Source organism: Achromobacter xylosoxidans, from assembly GCF_001457475.1.
Taxonomy (GTDB): domain Bacteria; phylum Pseudomonadota; class Gammaproteobacteria; order Burkholderiales; family Burkholderiaceae_B; genus Achromobacter; species Achromobacter xylosoxidans.
In genome coordinates this window covers 979,507-1,003,614 of sequence record NZ_LN831029.1, presented here as the reverse complement: position 1 = coordinate 1,003,614, position 24,108 = coordinate 979,507, and the positions used below count along the sequence as shown (strand labels likewise).

General features: G+C 67.4%; 19 protein-coding genes. 14 read left to right on the top strand and 5 right to left on the bottom strand.

The genetic code is table 11. From position 1 onward, the window contains the following. Positions 1–17 precede the first annotated feature (17 nt). Genes AT699_RS04630 through AT699_RS04615 form a run of 4 tightly spaced genes read left to right on the top strand, consistent with a single transcriptional unit; the run spans position 18 to position 3,373 of the window. On the top strand, positions 18–998 hold the full coding sequence (locus tag AT699_RS04630; RefSeq protein ID WP_006388918.1) for a Bug family tripartite tricarboxylate transporter substrate binding protein: 981 nt from the start codon (positions 18–20) through the stop codon (positions 996–998). A gap of 22 nt (positions 999–1,020) precedes the next feature. Beyond that, positions 1,021–2,178, top strand: coding sequence for an alpha-hydroxy acid oxidase (locus AT699_RS04625; RefSeq protein WP_024067814.1), 1,158 nt, complete (start codon positions 1,021–1,023; stop codon positions 2,176–2,178). Further along, positions 2,175–2,597, top strand: coding sequence for a nuclear transport factor 2 family protein (locus AT699_RS04620; RefSeq protein ID WP_024067813.1), 423 nt, complete (start codon positions 2,175–2,177; stop codon positions 2,595–2,597). The genes AT699_RS04625 and AT699_RS04620 overlap by 4 nt, the downstream gene beginning before the upstream one ends. An 11-nt stretch (positions 2,598–2,608) precedes the next feature. Beyond that, entirely contained in the window at positions 2,609–3,373 is a 765-nt protein-coding gene (locus AT699_RS04615) for a fumarylacetoacetate hydrolase family protein (RefSeq protein ID WP_006388912.1), read from the top strand. 41 nt (positions 3,374–3,414) lie between these two features. Here the strand turns inward: AT699_RS04615 and AT699_RS04610 are convergent, their stop codons facing one another. After that, a complete protein-coding gene (locus tag AT699_RS04610) occupies positions 3,415–4,305 on the bottom strand; it encodes a LysR family transcriptional regulator (protein WP_006388910.1) in 891 nt (296 codons plus the stop codon). Positions 4,306–4,447: 142 nt separating this feature from the next. Between AT699_RS04610 and AT699_RS04605 the strand changes: the two genes are divergently transcribed. The 4 genes from AT699_RS04605 (at position 4,448) to AT699_RS04590 (ending at position 10,049) form a co-directional block, all read left to right on the top strand. After that, a complete protein-coding gene (locus AT699_RS04605) occupies positions 4,448–6,148 on the top strand; it encodes an acyl-CoA dehydrogenase family protein (protein WP_024067812.1) in 1,701 nt (566 codons plus the stop codon). 56 nt (positions 6,149–6,204) lie between these two features. Continuing rightward, complete coding sequence (locus AT699_RS04600; RefSeq protein ID WP_024067811.1) at positions 6,205–7,191, top strand: Bug family tripartite tricarboxylate transporter substrate binding protein; 987 nt, start codon at positions 6,205–6,207, stop codon at positions 7,189–7,191. A 13-nt stretch (positions 7,192–7,204) separates the two neighbouring features. Beyond that, positions 7,205–8,326, top strand: coding sequence for a CaiB/BaiF CoA transferase family protein (locus AT699_RS04595; protein WP_006388905.1), 1,122 nt, complete (start codon positions 7,205–7,207; stop codon positions 8,324–8,326). Between the two features lie 319 nt (positions 8,327–8,645). Beyond that, on the top strand, positions 8,646–10,049 hold the full coding sequence (locus AT699_RS04590; RefSeq protein WP_024067809.1) for an APC family permease: 1,404 nt from the start codon (positions 8,646–8,648) through the stop codon (positions 10,047–10,049). 80 nt (positions 10,050–10,129) lie between these two features. Here AT699_RS04590 and ggt read toward each other — a convergent pair whose 3' ends face one another. Continuing rightward, positions 10,130–11,887: a gamma-glutamyltransferase gene (gene ggt, locus AT699_RS04585; RefSeq protein ID WP_024067808.1), complete on the bottom strand. Its 1,758-nt coding sequence runs from the start codon at positions 11,885–11,887 to the stop codon at positions 10,130–10,132. A 126-nt stretch (positions 11,888–12,013) separates the two neighbouring features. Here ggt and AT699_RS04580 point away from each other — a divergent pair, with 126 nt between their 5' ends. Next, positions 12,014–12,904 (top strand): LysR family transcriptional regulator, encoded by an 891-nt coding sequence (locus AT699_RS04580; protein ID WP_020925051.1) that lies wholly within the window; start codon positions 12,014–12,016, stop codon positions 12,902–12,904. A 102-nt stretch (positions 12,905–13,006) separates the two neighbouring features. Here AT699_RS04580 and AT699_RS04575 read toward each other — a convergent pair whose 3' ends face one another. After that, positions 13,007–13,990, bottom strand: coding sequence for a tripartite tricarboxylate transporter substrate binding protein BugE (locus AT699_RS04575; RefSeq protein WP_006388900.1), 984 nt, complete (start codon positions 13,988–13,990; stop codon positions 13,007–13,009). Between the two features lie 244 nt (positions 13,991–14,234). Here AT699_RS04575 and AT699_RS04570 point away from each other — a divergent pair, with 244 nt between their 5' ends. Next, positions 14,235–15,134: an AEC family transporter gene (locus AT699_RS04570; RefSeq protein WP_006388899.1), complete on the top strand. Its 900-nt coding sequence runs from the start codon at positions 14,235–14,237 to the stop codon at positions 15,132–15,134. An 81-nt stretch (positions 15,135–15,215) separates the two neighbouring features. Here AT699_RS04570 and fumC read toward each other — a convergent pair whose 3' ends face one another. Further along, positions 15,216–16,607 (bottom strand): class II fumarate hydratase, encoded by a 1,392-nt coding sequence (gene fumC / locus AT699_RS04565; RefSeq protein ID WP_006388898.1) that lies wholly within the window; start codon positions 16,605–16,607, stop codon positions 15,216–15,218. Between the two features lie 169 nt (positions 16,608–16,776). On the opposite strand from fumC, the gene tsaE reads away from it, so the two are divergent. The 3 genes from tsaE (at position 16,777) to AT699_RS04555 (ending at position 21,374) form a co-directional block, all read left to right on the top strand. After that, positions 16,777–17,316, top strand: coding sequence for a tRNA (adenosine(37)-N6)-threonylcarbamoyltransferase complex ATPase subunit type 1 TsaE (gene tsaE / locus AT699_RS30780; protein ID WP_026384412.1), 540 nt, complete (start codon positions 16,777–16,779; stop codon positions 17,314–17,316). After that, a complete protein-coding gene (locus AT699_RS04560; RefSeq protein ID WP_020925054.1) occupies positions 17,244–18,623 on the top strand; it encodes an N-acetylmuramoyl-L-alanine amidase in 1,380 nt (459 codons plus the stop codon). Before tsaE ends, AT699_RS04560 begins: the two co-directional genes overlap by 73 nt. A gap of 315 nt (positions 18,624–18,938) precedes the next feature. Beyond that, positions 18,939–21,374: a TonB-dependent receptor domain-containing protein gene (locus AT699_RS04555; RefSeq protein ID WP_232254240.1), complete on the top strand. Its 2,436-nt coding sequence runs from the start codon at positions 18,939–18,941 to the stop codon at positions 21,372–21,374. A gap of 48 nt (positions 21,375–21,422) precedes the next feature. Here the strand turns inward: AT699_RS04555 and AT699_RS04550 are convergent, their stop codons facing one another. Next, positions 21,423–22,061, bottom strand: coding sequence for a VTT domain-containing protein (locus AT699_RS04550; RefSeq protein WP_020925056.1), 639 nt, complete (start codon positions 22,059–22,061; stop codon positions 21,423–21,425). Between the two features lie 97 nt (positions 22,062–22,158). On the opposite strand from AT699_RS04550, the gene mutL reads away from it, so the two are divergent. After that, a complete protein-coding gene (mutL, locus tag AT699_RS04545; RefSeq protein WP_024067805.1) occupies positions 22,159–24,105 on the top strand; it encodes a DNA mismatch repair endonuclease MutL in 1,947 nt (648 codons plus the stop codon). Positions 24,106–24,108 lie beyond the last annotated feature (3 nt).

The window sequence follows — 24,108 nt, the reverse complement described above, 5'->3', positions numbered from 1 at the left end:
CACAAGGAGGAGACATCATGAACACAAAAAAATGGACCACGCTGCTGTGCGCCGCGCTGATCGGCGCGGGCGTTGCCGCGCCCGCCCTGGCCGACGACTACCCGTCGCGGCCGATCCGCATGGAAGTCGGCTACGCTGCCGGCGGGCCGACCGACGTGATCGCGCGCATTCTCGCCAAGCGCATGTCCGAGAGCCTGAATACCTCGATCGTGGTGGAGAACAAGCCGGGGGCCAGCGCGTCCATCGCCGCCAACGACGTGATGCGCGCCGAACCCGACGGCTACAAGGTGCTGGTGACCTCGCTCACGCTGAACGTGAATCCGTTGCTGTACCCCGAGCGCTACAACTATGACGCGGTCAAGGATTTCACGCCCGTCGGCAACTTCGCCAAGCTGCCCATGGTGGTGGTGACCAGCTATGGCTCGCCCTACAAGACCATGCAGGAGCTGGTGGCCGCGGCCAAGGCCAGTCCGGACAAGCTCACCTTCGGCTCGTCGGGCATCGGCGGGTCGGCGCACCTGACGGCCGAGATGCTGGCCAACATGACCGGCGCGCGCATGATGCACGTGCCCTTCAAGGGCAACGGGCCGGCCCTCCAGGAAATGCTGGCGGGCCGCATTTCGTTCATGTTCTATCCCAGCGTCGGCATCGCCAACTACGTGGCGCAGAAGCAATTGCGCGTGCTGGCCATCGGCACGCGCGAGCCGCAGCCCGACTTCCCCGGCGTGCCGACGCTCGAAAGCCTGGGCTATCCCGGCTTCGACGAAGCCGCCACCTGGGTGGGCATGCTGGCGCCGCCCGCCACGCCCAAGGCCATCGTCGACAAGCTGAACCGGGCCGCCAACGAGGCCCTGGCCGATCCGGCGGTGCGGCAACAGCTCGCCTCGCTCGGCGCCCTGGCCGACGGCGGCACGCCGCAACAGTTCAGCCAATTCCTGGTGCAGGACCGCAAGCGCTGGGCCGACGTGATCAAGAAAGGCAATGTCAAAGGCGAATGATGGTCCATCGGAGCAGCATGCAATGACCGCCCGGCTGGACGATTGCTATTCCATCGAGCGCCTGCGGCTCGCGGCCCGGGCGCGCCTGCCGCGGCCGGTGTTCGACTTCTTCGACGGCGGCGCCGAGGACGAGATCACGCTGCGCGAGAACGCCGGCGCGTTCCAGCGCCTGCGACTGGCGCCGCGGGTGCTGCGCGATGTCTCGCGGGTGGATGCCACGGCGATGCTTGTCGGCGCCCCCGCCGCCCTGCCCTGCGCCATCGCGCCCACCGGCGCGGTGGGCTTCGGCTGGCGCGGCGGCGACGTGGCGCTGGCGCGCGCCGCCGCCCAGGCCGGCATTCCCTACACCCTGTCCACGTCCGCCACCGCGTCGATCGAGGAGATCGCCGACCGGGCGCCCGGACGGCTCTGGTTCCAGGCCTACATCCTGCAGGACAAGGGCCGGCTCGCCGACCTGATCCGGCGTGCCGGGGCCGCCGGCTACGAGGCGCTGATGATCACGGTGGATCTGCCGGTAGGCGGCAAGCGCGAACGCGACCTGGCGCACGGCCTGGCGTTTCCCATGAAGATCAACCCGCGCAACTTCTTCCAGTTCGCGCGCAAGCCCGCCTGGTCGCTGGACATGCTGCTGCGGCGGCCGCCGGCCATGCCCAGCCTGGCGGGGCTGGCGCGGGTCGCAACGGACCGCAAGGCCATGAAATCCGTCGCCGGCCGCAACTACGATCCGGCGTTCAAGCTCGACGACCTGGCGCGGCTGCGCGAAGGCTGGCAGGGCAAGCTCATCGTCAAGGGCGTGGTCAATGCCCTGGACGTGGACGCCATCGTCGCTATCGGCGCCGACGCGCTGGTCGTCTCCAACCACGGCGGGCGGCAGCTCGACACCGGCATCGCGACGCTGGCCGCCTTGCCGGAAGTGATCGCCGCCGCGCGCGGCCGGGTGCCGGTGCTGCTGGACGGCGGCGTGCGGCGCGGCAGCGACATCTTCAAGGCGCTGGCGCTGGGCGCGGCCGGTGTGTTGACCGGCCGCGCCACGCTCTACGGCGTGCTGGCGGGCGGTCACCCCGGCGCCTGCAAGGCGCTGGAGATATTGCGCGACGAGCTGGCGCGCACCATGCAACTGTGCGGCGCGGACACGCTGGCCGCCATCGATGAAACCATGCTGAGGATGACATCCCCATGAGCGACACCCTGTCCCTCTGCCACAACCAGGTCATGGCGTGCTTTCGCGACCTGGATGAAAGCCGCTACGACGACCTGGTGCGGCGCCTCGCTCCCGACGGCGTCTGGCTGCGCCAGGGCCAGACGCTGGCGGGCCGCGACGCCGTGCTGGCGGCGCTGGCGCGCCGCTCCGCGACCCAGCGCATCCATCACCTGATCTGCAACCTGGCGGCGCACGCCTGGAGCGCGGACCACTGCGCGCTGCGCGGCTACATGCTGGTGGTGCGGCATGACAGCGGCAGCCCGCTGTCCGGCCCGGCGCCGCTGGCGGGCGTGGACACCATCCGCACCCTGCGCGTCGAACTGGCGCGCCGCGACGGCGAATGGCTCATCGCCCGCATGGCCAATGACGAACCCAGTTTTTCCGCCCAGGCGGCCTGAAGGAACCCACCATGAAATGGATACGCTGCACCCACGACGGCGAAACGTTCTACGGCATCCTCGATGAAGACCGCATCACGCCGGTGCGCGGCGACCCGTTCAACGGCCATGAAAAGCGCAACGAATCGCTGCGCCTGGCCGACGTGCGGATCGAAGTGCCGGTGATTCCACCGACCTTCTATTGCGTCGGCCTGAACTATGTCCAGCACATCGGCACCGAGGGCAAGAACATTCCCACCCAGCCCGACGTCGGCTACCGCGCCAACAACGCGCTGCTGGCGCATGGACAGGACGTGCTGATGCCGGCCGACGCCAACCGCGTGCACTACGAGGGCGAACTGGTGGTGGTGATCGGCAAGCGCATGAAGCACGTGCGGCCCGACGAGGTGCGCGCCGGCATCCTCGGCTACACCATCGGCAACGACGTCAGCGCGCGCGATTGGCAGGCGTCCGACCGCACTTTCTGGCGCTCCAAGAACACCGACACCTTCAAGCCGATGGGGCCCTGGATCGAGACCGACCCGGACCTGGCGCGCATGGAGACGGTGGTCAGCGTCAACGGCCGCGAGAGCACCCGCTTCGGCACCGGCGACATGCTGTTCGGCGTGGATACCTTCATCAGCACGATGAGCCGCTACCTCACCTTGCAGCCCGGCGACATCCTGTGGATGGGCACCGACGGCCATTCGCCCGACCTGCGCGACGGCGACGTAGTCGACGTGACGCTGACGGGTTTGGGCACGCTCACCAACCGCTTCGCTCGGCTGCCGGACTGATTTCAGGCGGGCCGGTCAGGTGACAACACCCGGACGCCCGTTCAGCCCGCGGGGAACTGGCGCTCGACCAGCGCCAGCGCCTTTTCCTGCAGCGGCGACCGGCCCTCTTGCGGCCAGATCACCTGGCTGACCGAGCGCGCCTGGTGCTCGAACGCGATGAACCGGGTGCCCGCCAGGCCGCTGCGCGACAGGCACGACGGCACGATCGACACGCCCAGGCCCTGCGACACCAGCGAAGCCACGCTGAGCCAGTGGCGCACCTCGTGGCGGACCACGGGCATGAAGCCCGCCCCCACGCACAGCGACAGCACAGTCTCGTAATAGCTCGGCGAGGCGGCGCGGGCGAAGAACACGAAATCATCGCCGGCCAGGTCCGCCAACGCCAACGAACGCCGCCCGGCCAGCGCATGGCTTTGCGGCAGGCACACCACGAAGGGTTCGGCCAACAGATCGCGCGCCGCCACGCCGGCCGGCACCGGGTTGGCATGGATGAAGCCCAGGTCCTGTTCGCCGCGCCGCACCGCCTCGATCTGGTCGTGCGAATTCAATTCGGTCAGCACGTGCTCGACGTCCGGCAGTTCGGCCCGCATGGACTCCAGCAGCGCCGGCAGGCCGCGGTACAGCATCGACCCCACGAAGCCGATGCGCAACCGGCCGCGCAGGCCGGCGTCGACCCGCTGCACCAGCATGCGCACGTCCTCGGCCTGGCGCAGCAGCGTCAGGGCCTCGCGGTACAGCACCTGGCCGGCGGCGGTCAGTTCGACGTGGCGGCTGGTGCGCGCCAGCAGGCGCGCGCCGACGTTGTCCTCGAGCTGGCGGATGGCGTAGCTCAAGGGCGGCTGGGAAATGTGCAGGCGCGCGGCGGCGCGGCTGAAATGGCGTTCTTCGGCCACGGCGATGAAATAGCGCAGCAGGCGCGGGTCCAGGTCCATTGGTCTCCTCCCTGGGCGGGCACGAAGGCAGCGCCCGATATCCATATTTTTTTTGGATAGGTCTACACCAAAACGGTATTTGTATAGATTAATCCATCGCCGCAACATGCCAACGATTCCCCTTCTTGCGCAGGATGCCGCCATGGATAGCCCCGCCCAGCCCGCCGTCGCCACCGCCACGCCCGTCCCGGACGCGCGCGGCCTGAACCTGTTCCGCGCCGATCCGTACGCCGCGCCCCTGGCCCGGCGCTATCTGCCCGCGGCGCTGCACGCGCACCTGCTGCCGCACCTGGACCGCCTGGGCGAACTGGCGGGCGGCGTGATGGACGAACTGGCGGCCACCGCCGACAAGCATCCGCCCACCCTGTCGGTGCGCAGCCGGGCCGGCGCCGACGAGTCACGCATCGACAAGCATCCCGCCTATGTCGAGCTGGAACGCCTGGCCTACAGCGAATTCGGCCTGGCGGCGCTGTCGCATCGCGGCGGCGTGCTGGGCTGGCCCGAGCCGATGCCCGCCGCCGCCAAGTACGCGCTCAGCCACCTGTTCGTACAGGCTGAATTCGGCCTGTGCTGCCCGGTCAGCATGACCGACTCGCTGGCGCGCACGCTGCGCAAGTTCGGCGACCCGGCGCTGGTCGAACGGGTGCTGCCGCAGGTCACCAGCCAGGATTTCGATGCCCTGCGCCAGGGCGCCATGTTCATGACCGAACAGGGCGCCGGCTCGGACGTCAGCGCCACCGAGGTCACGGCCACGCGCCAGGATGACGACAGCTGGCGCATCCACGGCGACAAATGGTTCTGCTCCAACCCCGACGCCGGCTTCGCCATGGTGCTGGCGCGCAGCGAAAGCGAGCCCGGCCTGAAGGGCGTGTCGCTGTTCCTGCTGCCGCGCGACCTGGCGGACGGCACGCACAACCACTACCGCATCCTGCGCCTGAAGGACAAGCTCGGCACCCGTTCCATGGCCAGCGGCGAAATCCGCCTGGAAGGCGCGGTGGCGTGGCTGGTGGGCGAGCGCGGCAAGGGCTTCAAGCACATGGCCGACATGATCAACAACTCGCGCCTGTCCAACGGCATGCGGGCGGCCGGCCTGATGCGCCGCGCCGTCACCGAGGCCACCTACGTCTCGCAACACCGCCGCGCGTTCGGCAAGCGCCTGATCGACATGCCGCTGATGCAGCGCCAGCTGGTGAAGATGACGGTATGGGCCGAGCAGGCCCGCAGCGTCATGTTCCAGACCGCCCGCGCCCTGGCCGACGCCGACCAGGGCCGGGGCGATCCGGCGCTGGCGCGCATCCTGACGCCGCTGATCAAGTTCCGCGCCTGCCGCGATGCGCGCAAGGTCACCGGCGACGCCATGGAAGTGCGCGGCGGCTGCGGCTACATCGAGGAATGGACCGAGCCGCGCCTGGTGCGCGACGCGCACCTGGGCTCGATCTGGGAAGGCACCAGCAACATCGTGGCGCTGGACGTGCTGCGCGCCATCAGGAAAGAGGGCTCGCTGCCCGCGCTGCGCCGGCATGTCGACCAGTTGCTGGCCGAAGGCCTGCCCTGCCCGCCGGCGCTCGCCGCCACCCAGGCCGACGCGCTGGAACGGACCTATGCGCTGGCCGAACATGCCGCGCAGGGCGACCACGCCGAACTGGCGCGGCAGGCCGCCTCGCTGCTGTACCACGCGGTATCGATGGCGGCGCTGCGCTGGGAAGCCGCCGGCGACGGGCTGGCCAGCCGCGCCCTACTGGCCGACCAGGTGCTGCAACATCGCCTGGCCCCGCGCGACCCGTGCGCGATTCCCGCCGACGAAAGCGCCGCCTGTCGCGGCATCCTGCAACACGCGCTGTAGCCTGGCGCAGCACGACGCCGGCGGCACAGCCGGCGCGTCCATCACTGGAGACAACCATGAAACGCCTGTTCACCCCTTTGCTGCTGGCGGTCGCCGCCATCGCCGCCATCGCCGCCGCGCCCGCCGCGCTGGCCGCCGACGCCTATCCGTCGCGGCCGGTCACGCTGGTGGTGCCGTTCCCGCCCGGCGGCCCGACCGACGCCCTGGCGCGCCGCCTGGCCGAAAAGCTCAAGCAGCCGCTAGGCCAGACCGTCATCGTCGAGAACCGCGCCGGCGCCGGCGGCAACATCGGCTCCGAATACGTGGCCACGGCCAAGCCGGACGGCTACACCATCCTGTTCGGCACCTCGGGACCGCTGGCCATCAACGTCAGCCTGTACAAGAACCAGGGCTACAACCCCGAGACCAGCTTCGCCCCCATCATCCGCATCGGCCACCTGCCCAACATCCTGGTGGTGAACCCTTCCGTGCCGGCCAACAATGCGCAGGAACTGATTGCCTACGCCAGGAAGAACCCGGACAAGCTCAGCTACGCCTCGTCCGGCAACGGCGCGTCGTCGCACCTGGCCGGCATCCTGTTCAACCAGATGGCCGGCACGCGCATCATGCACATTCCCTACAAGGGCACCGGGCCGGCGCTCAACGACCTGCTGGGCGGCCAGGTGTCGATGTCGTTCACCGACATCCTGACGGCGCTGCCGTACATCAAGGCCGGCAAGCTGCGCGCCATCGGCCTGGCCAGCGCGCAGCGCTCCGAGGCCCTGCCCGACCTGCCGACGCTGTCCGAACAAGGGCTGTCCGGCTACGACGTCAGCGTGTTCTTCGGCATCGTCGCGCCCAAGGCCACGCCGGCCGAGACCGTGGCCAGGCTGAACCAGGCATTCCAGGCCGCGCTGTCGGACCCCGCGATCGAACAGACCCTGCGCAACCAGGGCATCGTGCGCGCCCAGGACCAGACGCCGCAGGGGCTGTCCCGCTTCATCACGACCGAAGTGCCCAAGTGGCGCACGCTCATCAAGAGCGCCAACGTTTCCATCGACTGACCGCAGAGGCTTCATGGCTCCCAAGCTCCCCGACGCCGGCGCCCTGGCCGGCTGCAAAGTGATCGACCTGTCGCGCGTGCTGGGCGGTCCTTACTGCACCCAGATCCTGGCCGACCACGGCGCCGACGTGCTCAAGATCGAACCGCCGGGCGGCGACGAAACGCGCGGCTGGGGTCCGCCGTTCCTGGGCGATACCGCGTCGTACTTCGTCGGCGTCAACCGCAACAAGCGCGGCATGACGCTGGACCTGTCGCAAGCGGCCGGCCAGGAACTGCTGCGCCACCTGCTGGCCGATGCCGACGTGCTGGTCGAGAACTTCAAGCCCGGCACGCTGGAGAAGTGGGGGCTGGGCTACGACACCTTGAAAGAACGCTTCCCGAAACTGATCCACTGCCGCGTCAGCGGCTTCGGCGCCGACGGCCCGCTGGGCGGCCTGCCCGGCTATGACGCCTGCGCGCAAGCCATGTGCGGGCTGATGAGCGTGAACGGCGAAGCCGACGGCGACGCCACCCGCGTCGGCCTGCCGGTGGTGGACATGGTGACGGGCCTGAACGCGGCGGTGGCGATCCTGCTGGCGCTGAACGAGCGCGCGCGCAGCGGGCTGGGCCAGTTCCTCGACATCACGCTGTACGACTGCGCGCTGTCGCTGCTGCATCCGCACGCGCCCAATTACTTCTACAGCGGCAAGACGCCGGGCCGCAGCGGCAACGCGCATCCCAACATCGCGCCCTACGAGACCCTGCCCACCGCCAGCGGCCCGATCTTCCTGGCGGTCGGCAACAACCGCCAGTTCGCGCAGCTGGCGCAAGTGCTGGAAGCGCCAGCGCTGGCCGCGGACCCGCGCTATGCCGCCAACGCCGACCGGCTGGCGCATCGCCAGGCCCTGCGCGACGACCTCTCCGCCCTGCTTGCGCATCACGAGGCGGCGGCCCTGGCCGACCGCCTGCTGCGCGCCGGCGTGCCGGCCGCGGCCGTGCAGACGGTGGACCAGGCGCTGGCGCATCCGCACACGCGCCATCGCGGCATGGTGCTGGAACAGGGCGACTACCGCGGCGTCGGCTCGCCCATCAAACTGTCGCGCACGCCCGCCACGCTGCGCCGCCTGCCGCCCGATCTGGCGCCGCCCCAGCCATAGCGGCCGCGGCATCAGCGCTCGCTCCATGCGCCGCACTGCCCGCCTTGCGCGGGCTTTTTCATGCCTGCCTAACCAGAGCCGCGCCAGCGATTGCCGTCATTCCCTACACCCGCTTGCATGTCTTGCATGCACAGACAATTCGTTGCATGACTGTTGCATTGCCCGCCTCCCGGCCGATTTAGACTTTTCCCATCACACCGGCCCGCCCTTCATGGCGGGCACCGAGGGAGCGATGCGCGGCGATACCCGCGCTGCATGCCCGCTCCCTCGACGTTGCCCTGGCGCGACTCCCCATCGAACGAGAACAAGGAGAAAGACTATGGCTACGAACGCCCCCAGCGGCGATCCGCAACAGAACGCCCCGCTCAAGCGGGTGATGGGGCCCAAGCTGCTGCTGCTCTTCATCGTCGGCGACATCCTCGGCACCGGCGTCTACGCCCTGACCGGACAGGTCGCCAAGGAAGTCGGCGGCGCGGCCTGGCTGCCGTTCCTGGTGGCCTTCGCCGTGGCGCTGCTGACCGCGCTGTCCTACCTGGAACTGGTGACCAAGTATCCGAAAGCGGCGGGCGCCGCGCTCTACGTGCACAAGGCGTTCGGCCTGCACTTCCTGACCTTTATCGTCTGCTTCACGGTGATGTGCTCGGGCCTGACGTCGGCCGCGACCGCGTCGCAGGCCTTCGCGGCCAATCTGTTCGCCGCCTTCGGCATCGAGGCCAGCAAGACCTGGATCACCATGGGCGCGCTGGGATTCATGGCGCTGGTGATGCTGGTGAACCTGCGCGGCGCGTCCGAAAGCGTGCGCGCCAACGTGGTGCTGACGCTGATCGAACTGTCCGGCCTGCTGATGGTGATCCTGCTGGGCTTTTACGCCATGTCGGAAGGCCAGGCCGACTTCTCGCGCGTCATCGCCTTCGACACGCCGGAAGACAAGAGCGTGTTCCTGGCCGTCACCTCGGCCACCGCGTTGGCTTTCTTTGCCATGGTCGGCTTCGAGGACTCCGTCAACATGGCCGAGGAAACCCACAACCCCAGCCGCATCTTTCCCAAGGTGATGCTGACCGGCCTGGGGCTGACGGCGGTGATCTACGTGCTGGTGTCGATCTGCGCGGTGGCGCTGGTGCCGGTGGGCGAACTGGCCGGCAGCAGCACGCCGCTGGTGCTGGTGGTCAAGCGCGCCGCGCCCGGCCTGCCGGTGGAATACATCATGCCGGTGATCTCTATGTTCGCCGTCGCCAACTCGGCGCTCATCAACATGATGATGGCCAGCCGCCTGCTGTACGGCATGTCGCGCCAGGGCGTGCTGCCGGCCTTCCTGGCCCACGTGCATCGCCGTAACCAGACGCCGTGGACCGCCATCCTGTTCACCACCGCGCTGGCCTTCGGCCTGATCATCCTGGTGGCGCTGGCCGATTCCGAGGCCATTCGCGCGCTGGGCGGCACCACCGCCCTGCTGCTGCTGGGCGTGTTCGCCTTCGTCAACGTGGCGGTGCTGGTGCTGCGCCGCGACCAGGTCAAGCACGAGCATTTCCGCATCAACCGCATCGTGCCGTGGCTGGGCGCGGCCGCCTGCCTGTTCCTGGTGACGCCGCTGACCGGCCGCGACGTGATCCAGTACCAGGTGGCCGGCTGGCTGCTGCTGCTGGGCGTGGTGATGTGGGGCGTCACCTACCTGGCACGCAGCCGCGAGGAAAAGATGCGGCTGGATCCGTCGGCGCTGGAATAGGAAGGCGCGCCAAGCCCTGCCTGGCGCGGGGCCTGCCCCGGCCCATGCGGGAACGGCGGATGGCGCGCCGGGAATCCTCCTCAGCCGCCTTGCGCCAAACCCTCGCGGCGCGGATCGACCCCGCCCTGCAGGCCGTCGGCGTCGATCACGATGCCATGGATGCCGCTGGGGAAATCGGTGACCTTGACCGGATGCCCCATGCGCTCCAGGGCCGGCGCCAGCGCCTCCAGCGCGGTGCCCTTTTCCAGTTCGGTCTCCTTGTTGCGGCTGCCCAGGTTCGGCAAGGCCGCGGCGGCCTGGATGTCGAGCTTCCAGTCGAGCACCGCCACGATGGTCTTGGCGACGTAGTTGATGATGGCGCTGCCGCCCGGCGACCCCACCAGCAGGTAGGGCTTGCCGTCGCGCAGCACGATCATCGGCGCCATCGCGCTGCGCGGGCGCTTGCCAGGTTCGACGCGATTGGCCACCAGCCGCCCTTCGGGATCCTTGAACGAGGACGAAAAGTCCGTCATCTCGTTGTTCAGCAGGAAGCCGCGCACGAAGATCTTGCTGCCGAATTCGTTCTCGATGGTGGTGGTCATCGACAGCGCATTGCCGTCGGCGTCCACCGCCACCAGATGGCTGGTCGAAGGTTGCTCCAGGGCGTTGTCGCGGCCCAGCGACAGCAGCTTGCCTTCGGGGTCGCCGGGCAGCGCCACCTTCATGCTGCGGTCGGGCTGGATCAGCGCGCCGCGCGCGCGCAAATACGCCGGATCAAGCATCGCGCGCACCGGCACGCGGACGAAATCCGGGTCGGCCACGTAGAAGTCGCGGTCGGCAAACGCCAGCCGGCCGGCCTCGGCGAAATAATGCACCGCTTCGACGCTGCCAGGCGCGAAATCGCCGATCGGATATTGCTCCAGTTCACCCAGCATCTGCAGCACCGCGATCGGGCCGCTGCTGGGCGGCCCCATGCCGCACAGCTCGTAGCCGCGATAGGCGCCGCACACCGGTTCACGCTGGCGCGCCTGGTAGCCCGCCAGGTCGGCCAGCGTCAGGTCGCCCGGCTTGGGATGCGCATGCACTGCCGCCACGATGTCGCGGGCGATATCGCCCTGGTAGAAAGCGTCCGCGCCGCCCTGCGCCACGGCCCGCAGCGTGGCCGCGAAGGCGGGATTCTTCAGCACGTGGCCGACGGGCCAGGCGCTACCATCGGGCGCGTAGAAATAGGCCGCGGCGGCCGGCTGGCGCGGCAATTCCTTGTTGCCCGCCAGCAGCTTGTGCAAGCGCGGCGACACGGCGAAACCCTGCTCGGCCAGCCGGATCGCGGGCTGGAACAGGTCGGCCCACGGCAGCTTTCCCTGGCGCTGGTGCGCCATTTCCAGGCCGCGCAGCAGGCCCGGGACGCCCACCGCCATGCCGTTGTTGACCGCCTGCGCGAACGGCAGCGGCTTGCCGTCGGCATCCAGGAAGCGGTCGGGACGCGCCGCGGCGGGCGCCGTCTCGCGGCTATCGTAGGTCACGATGGCGCGATCCTTGGCCGAATACACCACCATGAAGGCGCCGCCGCCGATGCCCGACGATTGCGGTTCGACCAGATTGAGCACCAGCTGAGTGGCGATGGCGGCATCCACCACGCTGCCGCCGCGCCGCAGCATCTCGTCGCCGGCGGCGGTGGCCAGGGGGTTGGCCGCGACCATCATGAAATGCGGAGCGCGCACCAGCTTGCGGGCCTGGCTGCCGGTGGCGGCCTCGGGATTCAGGTCGTCGGCGGCCACCGGCGAACGGGCCCAGGCGGACGGCGCCGCGGCCAGCGCGGCGGCGAGCAAAAGAGCGGCGGTGGAACGACACACGCGCATGGAAAGGGCTCCAGGATGGCGCCGGATGGCCGGCATGGACGTCCATGATAGACAAGACCCGCGCCGCTGTCGCAGTGCCCCGTCGCGCCGTAGAATGCGGGATTGCGCCGACCCACCCTTCGCATCATGCGCCTGCGCCACATCGAGATCTTCGAAGCGATCCGCCGCACCGGCTCCCTGACCCAGGCCGCGGCGGCGCTGCACATCACCCAGCCGGCCGCCAGCAAGCTGCTGGCCAGCGCCGAGTCGCAACTGGGCTTCAAGCTGTTCGAGCGCGTCAAGGGCCGTCTGGTGGCCACGCGCGAAGCCGACATCCTCACGCCCGAAGTGGCGCGCCTGAACCAGGACCTGGACAGCGTGCGCAGGCTGGCCGCCAGCCTGCGCGACCGGCCCCACGCGCACCTGCGGCTGGGCTGCGCGCCGGCGCTGGGCCTGGGCCTGCTGCCCGGCGTGGTGCGCGACAGCCGCGAGGCGCAGCCCGGCCTGACCTTCGATATCCACACCTACCACAGCAGCGAGCTGGTGCGCGGCATGCTGACGCGCGAGCTGGACCTGGCGGTGACCTTCGACACCAGCGAGACGCCCGGCCTGACGCGCACCGAACTGGGCCAGACCGAACTGGTGCACCTGGGCCGCGGCCCCGCCGGCGGCCCGCTTGCGCTCGCCGACGTCGCGGGCGACAACCTGATCCTGCTGGACGCCAGCGACGCCGCCGGCGCCCTGCTCCAAATGGCGCTGGACGCGCAGGGCGTGGACCCGCACGCCGCGATCCGGGTGCAGACCCACTACGTCGCCTGCGCGCTGGCGCAGGCCGGGGCCGGCGACGCCATCGTCGACGCCATCACGGCCCAGGCCATGCTGCGACCCGACATGCGCCTGCGGCGATTGTCGCCCACGCTGGGCGTGCCGATCAGCGTGTTGACGCGCAGCCAGGATCCGCTGACGGCCGTGCATCGAGACCTGATCGACCGGTTGCGCGCGGCCTGCGACGCAAGCCAGGCGGCGCTGGAACGCTGACGCCCCTTGGGCGCGGGCCCCGCGCGCAAAGAAAAAAAAGCGCCCCGCGGGGCGCCTTCTCTGCCAGGCCGGCGGCGGGCCGGAGCCCGCGCCGTCAGGCCATCAATCCAGCTTGATGTTCTGCTTCTTCACGACGTCCTTCGCCCAGTCGTACTGTTCCTTGATTTCCTTGGCGAACTCTTCCGGCGTGTTGCCCGAGGGCGCCGAGCCCTGGTCGTCCAGCGCCTTGATGACCTTGGGGTCCTTCAGGGCCACGACGGCGGCGTCGCGCAGCTTGTTCACGACTTCCATCGGGGTGCCCTTGGGCGCCAGCAGGCCGTACCAGACCGGCTGGTTCAGCACGGGGAAGCCGGCTTGCTTGAAGTTCGGCACGCCCTTGAGCGAAGCGATGTCTTCCGGCCAGGCGATCGCCATGGCGTTCAACTTGCCCGCCTGGATCTGCGGCATCGAGGACGGCAGGTTGTCGAAGATGATTTCGATCTGGCCGCCGACGGCGTCGGCCACGGCCGGGCCCGAGCCCTTGTAGGGCACGTGCACGATGTCGGTGCCGGTGGCCATCTTGAACGATTCGCCCATCAGGTGCAGCACGCCGCAAGTGCCCGAGCTGCCGTACGAGTACTTGCCCGGGTTCTTCTTCAGTTCCTCGACGAAGCCCTTGAAGTCCTTGGCCGGGAACTTCGGATTCACGGCGACCACGTTGGCGGTGTTGGCGAAGTTGGTGACCGGCTGGAAGTCCTTGATCGGATCGTAGGGCAGGTCGTTGGGGCGGCACGCAGGGTTGACGGCCATGGTCGAGACCGTGGCGATCGACAGCGTGTAGCCGTCCGGCGCGGCGCGCGCGGCTTCGGCCGCGCCGATGGCCCCGCCGGCGCCGCCCTTGTTCTCGACGACCATGGGCTGGCCCAGTTCCTGGCTCATGCGCTGCGTCACCAGGCGCGCGATGATGTCGGTGGAGCCGCCGGGCGCGAACGGGACGATGACGCGGATCGGCTTGTCGGGATACTTGTCGGCGGCATGGGCAACCGAGGCGCCGACCGTGCCGGCAGCCAGCGCGATGGCGATGGCCAGGGAGCGAACTTTAATCATTGGTGTGTTTCCTCCAAATATGCGAGCCCGGGTGTGAACGGACCGTCTTGTGGCGCACTCGTCTGTGGACGAGTCAGCAGTTAGCGTTGGCGGGGCATCGCTTGTTGTGCAGGGCTGAAAGCCGTGCTGTTATGGGTTGCTTGTGGCACACGCGCCCGCCAGAATGACGGAGAATAGCAGCAAATGCTTACAGTCGCATAGCGAGCCGATCCCCCGCGCCCGCGCCAGAAAAAATAGCTTATCCATGTCGGTTGCACTGCTCGTTTTCCCTGATTTCATGCTGGTCGCGCTGGGTTGGGCGCTGCGCCATAAACTCAATTTCTCGCGCGAGTTTTTCGCCGGCACCGAGCGCCTGGTGTACTTCGTGCTGTTCCCCGCCCTGTTGTTCCAATCCATCCTGCGCACGCCGATCAGCGCCGGCAACGCCGCAATACTGTTGCAGGCGACGGCGGCGGTGATCGTCTCGGGAGTGGCCTTGTCGTGGCTGGCGGGGCTGGCGCTCAGGCCCACATCGCTGGGGCTGGCGTCATCGGCGCAATGCGGCTTCCGTTTCAACACCTATATCGGACTGGCTTTATCCGCCAGCCTGGGCGGCGCGCAGGGCCAGACGGTGATGGCGCTGATCATCGGTTTCGCCGTGCCGATGGCGAACGTGGCGGCGGTGTACGGCCTGGCGCGCCACAACGGCGGCAACCTGCTGCGCGAGCTGGCGCGCAATCCGCTGGTGGTGTCGACGCTGGCGGGGTTGGCGTGCAACCTCGCGGGACTGCACCTGCCGGGGCCGGTGGACACGGTGCTGGCCCGCCTGGGCGCGGCGGCGATCGCGTTGGGGATCCTGTGCGTGGGCGCCAGCCTGGCGTGGGAAGGCGGCAAGGGCTATGGCGGGTTGATCGCGTGGATGCTGGCGGTGAAGCTGGTGGCGTTGCCGCTGGTGGCGCTCGGCGTGGCCAGGTTGCTGGGGCTGGCGCCGCTGGAGGCGCGCATGCTGCTGCTGTTCGCGGCGTTGCCCACGGCTTCGGCGGCTTATGTGTTGGCGATGCGGATGGGGGGCGATGGGAGGATGGTGGCGGTGCTCATTTCCCTGGGGACGTTGTTTTCCGCGGTGACGATTCCGGGGTGGTTGGTGTTGACGGGGAACGCTTAGCGGGTTTCGAGGCGTGGTGCGCTGCTGGACCTGAAAAAAAAGCCGCCCTACTGGGCGGCTTCGTGTTTGGCGACGGCAGCGTTACTTGCCGGCGTTGGTCATGCTGCCGGGCACGACCCATTCGGCGAACTGGGCTTCGGTGACGTAGCCCAGGGCCAGGGCCGATTCCTTCAGCGACAGGCCTTCCTTGTGCGCCTTCTTGGCGATCTGGGCGGCCTTGTCGTAGCCGATGTGCGGGTTCAGGGCGGTGACCAGCATCAGCGAGCGGTCGACCAGTTCGGCGATGCGCTCGCGGTTGGGCTGGATGCCGGCGGCGCAGTGCTGGTCGAAGCTGGCCATGCCGTCGGTCAGCAGGCGCACCGACTGCAGGAAGTTGTGGATCACCAGGGGCTTGTAGACGTTCAACTCGAAGTTGCCGCTGGCGCCGCCGATGTTGATGGCGACGTCGTTGCCCATGACCTGGGCGGCCAGCATGGTGATGGCTTCGCACTGGGTCGGGTTGACCTTGCCCGGCATGATGGAACTGCCGGGTTCGTTTTCGGGGATGCTGATTTCACCCAGGCCGGACCGCGGGCCGCTGGACAGCCAGCGCACGTCGTTGGCGATCTTCATGAGGCCGGCGGCGAGCGACTTGAGGGCGCCGTGGGCGAACAGCAGGGCTTCGTGCGAGGCCAGGGCCTGGAACTTGTTGGGCGCGGAGACGAAGGCGGTTTCGGTGGCGTGGGCCAGTTCGGCCGAGACCTTGGCGGAAAATTGCGGATGGGCGTTCAGGCCGGTGCCGACGGCGGTGCCGCCGATGGCCAGCTGGTGCAGGCCCGGCAGCGTGGCGCGGATCTGCTGTTCGGCCAGGTCGAGCTGGGCGACGTAGCCGGACAGTTCCTGGCCCAGCGTCAGCGGGGTCGCGTCCTGCAAGTGGGTGCGGCCGATCTTGACGATATCGTAGAACTCGGCGCTCTTGGCGGCGAAGGTGGCGCGCAGGGTCTTCAGGGCCGGCAGCAGGTGGTGCTCGACCTGCACGGCGGCAGCCACGTGCATGGCGGTGGGGAAGGTATCGTTGGACGACTGGCCGCGGTTGACGTGGTCGTTGGGGTGCACCTTGCGTTCTTCGCCGCGCACGCCGCCCAGCAGTTCGGAGGCGCGGTTGGCCAGCACCTCGTTCATGTTCATGTTGCTCTGCGTGCCCGAGCCGGTCTGCCACACGGACAGCGGGAATTCGTTGGGCCACTTGCCGGCGATGACTTCATCGGCGGCGCGGATGATGCCGTCGGCGATCTTGGGATCGAGCTCACCCAGGTCGGCGTTGACCTTGGCGGCCGCACGCTTCAGGCGCGCCATCGCGATGACCAGCGGCTCGGGCATCTTTTCGGTGGAGATCGCGAAAAAATGCAGCGAACGCTGCGTCTGCGCGCCCCAGAGATGATCCTCCGGGACTTCGATGGGGCCAAAGGTGTCTTTTTCGATGCGGGTCTTCATGGCGCTTACTGCTCCGTGGCGGCGTCCGTCGCGGCCGGCGGATTCCGCCTGGCCGGACTTATTTGAGAATAGCAATCACTTATAAGATTAGCAGAAACCCGAATTCCTATAATTGCGTTCGATCCGTGTTCCCATCCAGACCTTTTACCACTCGCCCCCGACCCGCGCCATGTCCGCTCCCCTCAGCAGCCTGACCCTGCACCTGCCCGATGAAGCCGCCACGGAAGCGCTGGCACGCCAGCTCGCGCCTCTTGTCTCGGGCCGTGAAACCGGCCTGGCAGGCGCATGTATCCACCTTCAAGGAGACCTGGGGGCAGGAAAAACGGCCTTCTCCAGGGCATTGTTGCGGGAATGCGGCATCACAGGCCGAATCAAGAGTCCGAGCTACGCGCTGCTTGAATCCTATAAAGTTTCTAACTTATACTTCTATCACCTTGATTTTTATAGATTTAGTGATTCGCGCGAATGGTTGGACGCCGGATTCCGGGATTTGCTGCGTGAGGATGCGGTCGTTTTGATTGAATGGCCGGAACGGGCCGAGGGCCTTTTGCCCCCTCCCGACCTGCAGATTTCCCTGGCATACGCCGGCCAAGGACGCGATGTCACGCTGACCGCGCACACCGCTCGAGGACAAACATGGTTGAACGCGATTGTCCCCCCGCCCGACACGGCGCCCTCCCAGCGGCAGGCGCCACCCGACGTCGCCTGATCAGCGTCGCCGCCACCCTGCTCGTCCTGCCGGTGGTGCCGCGGCTGGCGCAGGCCGCCACCATCCTGGCCGTGCGCACCTGGCCGGCCGACGAATACACCCGCGTCACGCTGGAACTGGACAGCGAGCTCAAGGCCGAACAGTTCACCCTGGAAAATCCGCACCGCCTGGTGGTGGATATCGAGGGACTGACCCTCAGCGCCGCGCTCAACGACCTGGTGTCCAAGGTCCGCCCGGACGATCCCTACATCCAGAGCCTGCGCGTGGCGCAGAACCGTCCCAACGTGGTACGGCTGGTGTTCGACCTGAAGCAGGCCGTGGCGCCGCAGGTGTTCACGCTCAAGCCGGTGGCCGACTACCAGTACCGTTTGGTGCTGGACCTGTATCCCAAGATCGCGCAGGATCCGCTGGTCGCCATCCTCAACAAGACCGGTCCCGACGCCGACGATCCGCTGGCGCGCATCCTCGAAGACATCCAGCGCAACCCGGCCACTCGCGCCGACCCGCCTGAACCGCCGCGCGTGCGCGGCCAGCAGCCCGCCGCGCCGCTGCCGGTGCCGAAGTCGCCGCCCGCCTCCGCCGGCCGTGGCAAGCAACGCATGCTGACCATCGCGCTGGATCCCGGCCACGGCGGCGAGGACCCCGGCGCCATCGGCGGCAGCGGCCTGCGTGAAAAAGACGTGGTGCTGCGCATCGCGCGGCGCCTGAAGGCGCTGATCGACGCCCAACCCTACATGCGCGCCTACCTGACGCGCGACGACGACTTCTTCGTGCCGCTGCACGTGCGCGTGCAGAAGGCGCGCCGGGTGCACGCCGACCTGTTCGTGTCGATCCACGCCGACGCCTGGATCAAGCCGTCGGCCAACGGCTCGTCGGTGTTCGCGCTGTCGCAGCGCGGCGCCAGCAGCGCCCAGGCGCGCTGGATGGCCGACAAGGAAAACGCGGCCGACCTGATCGGCGGCGTCAACCTGGGCAGCCACGACCGCCAGGTGGCCAAGGTGCTGCTGGACCTGTCCACTACCGCGCAGATCAACGACTCGCTCAAGGTCGGCAATGCCTTCCTGGACGAGATCAAGAAGATCAACCGGCTGCACAAGAACAGCGTCGAGCAGGCCGGCTTTGCCGTGCTGAAGGCGCCGGACATCCCTTCGGTGCTGGTGGAAACCGCCTTCATCAGCAACCCGCAGGAAGAGGCGCTGCTCAAGACCTCGGCGCACCAGGAGAAACTGGCGCAGGCCATGCTGACCGGCATCCAGCGCTACTTCACCGCCAACCCGCCGCTGGCGCGGCTCGGCGACGTCAGCTGAGACTACGCCGGATACGAATAGGGCCATGCCTGCGCATGGCCCTTTTCTTTTGCGCCCGCGCCGTCAATGCCTTCGGACGATCTGGCTGCGGCTTGCATACGGTGCGGCTATCACAAGCGCCGGGTTACGCCATCCTATATGCCGGCAGGTGCGAGACTTGTCTCCGGATTTTCAGACGGATCCATACAGATACCGGAAGGCGACCCCGGTAGATTAGCGGCCATCTTTTGGAAAGATCCATGGCCGTCCGCCTGCTATCCGCTCCGCCTTGCGTTCCAGCGCAATCCTGTATTCATCATGCAGGGATTCTGGAACATGAAACGCACGAAAATATCGCTGGCGGCAGCCCTCCTGTTGTCCACAACCTCTTATGGCCAGACCGTCCCGAACGAGGCCACGCCCGGCGAGGCCAGGCACGACGCTCGTGATGGGCTGAAGGTTTTTTCGCCGATCACTGTTAGCGCAACCATCAAGCCGGAAGATGTCACCACGCAATCCATTTCCGCCGATGAGCTGAAAAGGACGGGTGGCAACAACTTCGGCACCATCATGCGCTACCAACCGCTGATCAGCGCATCGGGCGTGAACAGCGGGTCCCGCAACGGCAAATCGGGTTTTGACCGTGGCGGTTACAGCAGCTACAACATTCGCGGCCTGGACGGCAACCGGGTGGCGCTGGATGTCAACGGCATCCCCTTGCCGGACGCCACCGGGCGCAGTTACGCGGTCTCCAGCGGTGAAGATACTTTTGGCATTGGCCGCGATTACATCGATCCCTATCTGTACGGCCAGGTGAACATCGCTTCCGGATCACGCCAGAACACGGTCAAGAACGTGGTCGGCGGCTCCGTGTCATTCGTCAGCAAATCACCGGACGCCTATCTCACGGACGGTAAACGCAGCTACCTGGAATACACCGGCGAGTTCGACACGACCGATCATGGCTGGCACAACGGCGTGACCACCGCGTTCGGCAATGACAGCGCCCGGGCATTGTTCGCCTACAGCCGCCGTGATGGCAGGCAGACGCAAAACAACAGCGGCTACCTGGATACTTACCCGATGCGCTGGCATTCCGATGCGGCGCTGATCAACGGCGTGATCGATACCGGCGGCAGCGGCCGGATCATAGGCACGCTGGATTTCTACCGTAAATCCAGCAGGGAGAGCGCGCCCATGTATAAAAAGCTGAACAGCAGCGCCCCCCGCGAGAGCATCGTGGGCTCACACGGGCAGAAGAACTCCACGCAACGCGATTCAATCAGCCTGGCGCACGTATTCACGCCAGGAAACAACACCCTGATAGACACGATGGAAAGCAAGGTCTTCTATCAGCGCACGCGCGTTGGCGACGACACGGTGTCAGCGCAGGATATCGTCACTTCATCCAGGTGGAGGTCGACCGGCATGGAGACGGAGAACCCCTTGGAGAATGTTTCGACCTTCTCCAACATGAACACCAAGACTTATGGCCTGCAAAGCGAAATCACCAAGGACTATGGCGCCCAGGCCTTGAATTACGGCGTGAATTTCTCGATAACGGATTTTTCCCGGCCGTTTGAACAAGTCGGCGCGGACCATCCCACCTTGCAGCCACAGGGCAACAACAGAACCTATGACACGAATGTGTGGCTGAGCGACACCATCACCATCGGCGCGCTTTCGGTAATGCCGGGCCTGAAATACTCGTGGCACAAAATCAACCCGCAGGGCTTTGAGGCGCCCTCCGACGACAAGGCGCTGGGCGCATTGACGCTGGCGGAAATCAACGAGATACATGGCAAGACGTTTACGGACGGGAAGCTATTGCCTTCGTTGACCGTCATGTATGCGTCCAAGCAGGGGTTCAATACCTACCTGCAATACAAACGCGGAGTCTCCTACCCCACCAGCAGCCAGATAGCGGGAATCTGGCTGCACCCCAGGATCGGGCGCGCCTCGCCCGCCATGGTGGGCAATTCCGACCTCAAGTCCGAAACCAGCAACCAGTTTGAATTAGGGGTGGTTGGCAAGGCAGCCCGTGGCCTTACGGTGCGCGGCAATGTCTTCTACAACAGCTACGACAATTTCATCTATAACCGGAAATACGCCTTGAGGGACTACCAGACAGGCGCGCCGAAACCGGGCGTGCAAAGCCTGCTGGCCAGGCTTCCGGCCTCGATCTCCAGCCTCACCATCGCGGAGAACCGCGACAAGGCATACATCTATGGCGCCGAGGTCGTCACCCGGATCGATTATGGCGCGCTGTTCGGCGCCGCCCACGGATTGAGCAGCACTTTTGCCGTGGGATACAACCAGGGCAAATCGAAATCATCGTATTCGGGTGATGGCTGGGTGGAGCTGGACAGCGTGTTGCCTGTCAAGGCCATTGCATCATTGGCGTGGGATGACCCCCAGAACCGCTATGGCGCGAGCCTTACCGCCACCTTCGTCAAGGGCAAGCAAGCCGTCGATCCTGTCCGCCAGAATTTCCCGAACAATGGCAGCCTCTCATTCGAAGAATATTCCGGGAAGTACGAAAAGAACTACCTGCGCGTCCCCGGATACAGCATTTTCGATCTGACGGCCTACTACAACGTGAAGAAACACCTGACAGTGGCGATGGGAGTCTACAACCTCACCAACCGCAGATACTGGGAATACGCCAGCAATAGAAAAATGACGACGACCTCGGAGCAGGATCTGCGTGATATCGCCCTGGGCGCCGCGCCCGGCAGGACCTACCAGCTAAGCCTCACCGCGATGTTCTGATTCCGTCGTTATCCCATTTCCGGGGTGGCCAGGCTCGCATCGCCGCGGTCAGCCGCCCCGGCGCGCGCGCAGCAGCTTGAACAACGCCGCGCCCACCACCGGCACGATGGCCGCGGCCAGGCCGATCAGCACGATGGTGTTCAGGTGTTCCTTCACCAGCGGGATGTTGCCGAAGAAATAACCCGCCGCCACCAGGCTCACCACCCACAGCAGGGCTCCCAGGATATTGAACAGCTGGAAGCGCGACAACGGCATGTCGGCCACGCCGGCCACAAACGGCGCGAACGTGCGCACCACGGGGATGAAACGCGACATGACGATGGTCTTGCCGCCGTGCTTTTCGTAGAACGCGTGCGTGCGCATCAGGGCGCCGCGATCCAGGAAGCGCAGGTTCATCGAGAACACGCGCGGCCCGATGTAGCGGCCGATGGCGTAGTTCACGCTGTTGCCGGTGATGGCGGCCACGATCAGCAGCGCCCCCAGCAGCACCGGATCCAGGCTGCCGGTGGCGCCGAAGGCGCCGGCGATAAACAGCAGCGAATCGCCCGGCAGGAACGGCAGCACCACCAGCCCGGTTTCCGCGAAAACGATCAGGAACAGCACCAGATAGACCCACACGCCATACTGCTGGACCCAGACGCCGAGGGTCTGGTCGATGTGGAGCACCATTTGGAAAAAATCGAGCATCAATACGTCCCTGGAAGCGGAAGGGGAATAAGGCCACGACTATAGCCCAGCCCATCCAGAGGCTAAAATCCTCCCTATGGCTATACCGGAACACCCCATGACAGAACGCCGCTCCATTCTTGCGCTGCCCGATCTGCTGATCAGCCAGATCGCCGCGGGCGAAGTGATCGAGAGACCCGCCTCGGTGCTCAAGGAAATCCTCGAGAACGCCATCGACGCCGGCGGGCGCGCGATCGAGGTGCGCCTGGAGGGCGGCGGCATCCGCCGCATCGCCGTGACCGACGACGGCGGCGGCATTCCCCCCGAGGAACTGCCGCTGGCGCTGGCGCGCCACGCCACCAGCAAGATCCGCAACCTCCACGAGCTGGAATCGGTCGCGTCCATGGGGTTCCGCGGCGAGGCCCTGGCCTCGATTGCCTCGGTGGCGCAGGTTTCCATCATTTCGCGCACCCGTGACGGCGAGCATGCCTGGCAGATCCATGCCGGCAGCATGCAGGTCACCCCCGCCTCGGGTCCGCCGGGCACCACCGTGGACGTGCGCCAGCTGTTCGACGCGGTGCCGGCGCGGCGCAAGTTCCTGCGCTCGGAAGCCACCGAGTTCGGCCACTGCGTCGACGCCATGGAGCGCATCGCGCTGGCCCATCCGCAGATCGCCTTCCGCCTGTTTCACCACGACCGCGCGCAACGCCAATGGCTGCCGGCCGAACCGCCGCAGCGCATCCGCGACGTGCTGGGCGCGGAGTTCGCCGAGCACGGCCTACTGCTGTCGCACAGCGTCGGCACGGTCAGCCTGGCAGGCATGATCACCCGCCCCACCGCGGCCCGCGCCCGCGCCGACCGCCAGTACCTGTACGTCAACGGCCGCTACGTGCGCGACCGCACCGTCAGCCACGCGCTGCGCGCCGCCTACGCCGACGTGCTGCATGGCGACCGCCAGCCGGCCTATGTGCTGTTCCTGGACATCGACCCGGCCGCGGTCGACGTCAACGTGCATCCGGCCAAGCACGAGGTGCGCTTTCGCGACAGCGGCGCGGTGCACCGCTTCGTCAACCACGCGGTCAGCCAGACGCTGGCGCAGACCGGCGGATCGTCGGCGGTGGCGCCGGCCGCGGCGACGCGCGATGACGATGATGGATTCGAGACCGTGGCGCCGTCAGCGCCCGCGGCAGCCGACGGCTTGCCCGCCTCCGCGCCGGCCGACACGCCTCGCCCCGGCTATACCGGCGCCAGCCCGGGCGCCGCGCCCGCCTACGGCCTGCGGCCCACGCCGGCGCCGCAGCGCCCGCATACACAGGTGCCGTTCCGCCTGCACGCCGAGCCGGCCGGGATTCCCGCCGCCGACTGGCAATCGCTGTATCGCCCGCTGACCGAAGACACCGCCGCGCGCGTCGAGCCGCTGCGCGACGTGGCGGCGCTGGCGCCGCAGGCAGCGCCGGCGCCGACGCTGCCGGCCGACGAGGAACACCCGCTCGGCATGGCGCTGGGCCAGTTGCACGGCATCTACATCCTGGCGCAGAACCGCCGCGGCATGGTGCTGGTGGACATGCACGCCGCCCATGAACGGGTGGTCTACGAACAGCTCAAGCAGGCGCTGGACGCGCGCAGCCTGCCGCGCCAGGACCTGCTGGTGCCGGTGGTGTTCCACGCCCAGGAAAAGGATGTGGCGGTGGTCGAGGAATTCGAGGAACAGCTGGAAGATCTCGGCTTCCAGATGCGACCGTCCGGCCCCACCTCGATCGCGGTGCGCTCGGTGCCGGCGATCCTGGCGCGCGGCGACATCGAGACGCTGGCGCGCGCCGTGCTGCGCGACCTGGCCGGCGTGGGCGTGTCGCGCCTGCTGACCGAACAGCGCAACGAACTGCTCTCGACCATGGCCTGCCACGGTTCGGTGCGCGCCAACCGCAAGCTCACGATCGAAGAGATGAACGGCCTGCTGCGGCAGATGGAAGCCACCGAGCGCGCCGACCAGTGCAACCACGGCCGGCCCACCTGGGTGCAGTGGTCGGTGTCCGACCTGGACAAGCTGTTCCTGCGCGGGCAATAGGTC

Excerpts from the sequence above, each read along its gene's own strand:
- AT699_RS04570 (WP_006388899.1), top strand. The coding sequence starts at position 14,235 with ATGTCGGTTGCACTGCTCGTTTTCCCTGATTTCATGCTGGTCGCGCTG.
- fumC (WP_006388898.1), bottom strand. The coding sequence starts at position 16,607 with ATGAAGACCCGCATCGAAAAAGACACCTTTGGCCCCATCGAAGTCCCG.
- AT699_RS04605 (WP_024067812.1), top strand. The coding sequence starts at position 4,448 with ATGGATAGCCCCGCCCAGCCCGCCGTCGCCACCGCCACGCCCGTCCCG.
- AT699_RS04625 (WP_024067814.1), top strand. The coding sequence starts at position 1,021 with ATGACCGCCCGGCTGGACGATTGCTATTCCATCGAGCGCCTGCGGCTC.
- AT699_RS04550 (WP_020925056.1), bottom strand. The coding sequence starts at position 22,061 with ATGCTCGATTTTTTCCAAATGGTGCTCCACATCGACCAGACCCTCGGC.
- ggt (WP_024067808.1), bottom strand. The coding sequence starts at position 11,887 with ATGCGCGTGTGTCGTTCCACCGCCGCTCTTTTGCTCGCCGCCGCGCTG.
- AT699_RS04610 (WP_006388910.1), bottom strand. The coding sequence starts at position 4,305 with ATGGACCTGGACCCGCGCCTGCTGCGCTATTTCATCGCCGTGGCCGAA.
- tsaE (WP_026384412.1), top strand. The coding sequence starts at position 16,777 with ATGTCCGCTCCCCTCAGCAGCCTGACCCTGCACCTGCCCGATGAAGCC.
- AT699_RS04555 (WP_232254240.1), top strand. The coding sequence starts at position 18,939 with ATGAAACGCACGAAAATATCGCTGGCGGCAGCCCTCCTGTTGTCCACA.
- AT699_RS04620 (WP_024067813.1), top strand. The coding sequence starts at position 2,175 with ATGAGCGACACCCTGTCCCTCTGCCACAACCAGGTCATGGCGTGCTTT.
- AT699_RS04590 (WP_024067809.1), top strand. The coding sequence starts at position 8,646 with ATGGCTACGAACGCCCCCAGCGGCGATCCGCAACAGAACGCCCCGCTC.
- AT699_RS04575 (WP_006388900.1), bottom strand. The coding sequence starts at position 13,990 with ATGATTAAAGTTCGCTCCCTGGCCATCGCCATCGCGCTGGCTGCCGGC.
- AT699_RS04595 (WP_006388905.1), top strand. The coding sequence starts at position 7,205 with ATGGCTCCCAAGCTCCCCGACGCCGGCGCCCTGGCCGGCTGCAAAGTG.
- mutL (WP_024067805.1), top strand. The coding sequence starts at position 22,159 with ATGACAGAACGCCGCTCCATTCTTGCGCTGCCCGATCTGCTGATCAGC.
- AT699_RS04560 (WP_020925054.1), top strand. The coding sequence starts at position 17,244 with ATGGTTGAACGCGATTGTCCCCCCGCCCGACACGGCGCCCTCCCAGCG.
- AT699_RS04580 (WP_020925051.1), top strand. The coding sequence starts at position 12,014 with ATGCGCCTGCGCCACATCGAGATCTTCGAAGCGATCCGCCGCACCGGC.
- AT699_RS04600 (WP_024067811.1), top strand. The coding sequence starts at position 6,205 with ATGAAACGCCTGTTCACCCCTTTGCTGCTGGCGGTCGCCGCCATCGCC.
- AT699_RS04615 (WP_006388912.1), top strand. The coding sequence starts at position 2,609 with ATGAAATGGATACGCTGCACCCACGACGGCGAAACGTTCTACGGCATC.
- AT699_RS04630 (WP_006388918.1), top strand. The coding sequence starts at position 18 with ATGAACACAAAAAAATGGACCACGCTGCTGTGCGCCGCGCTGATCGGC.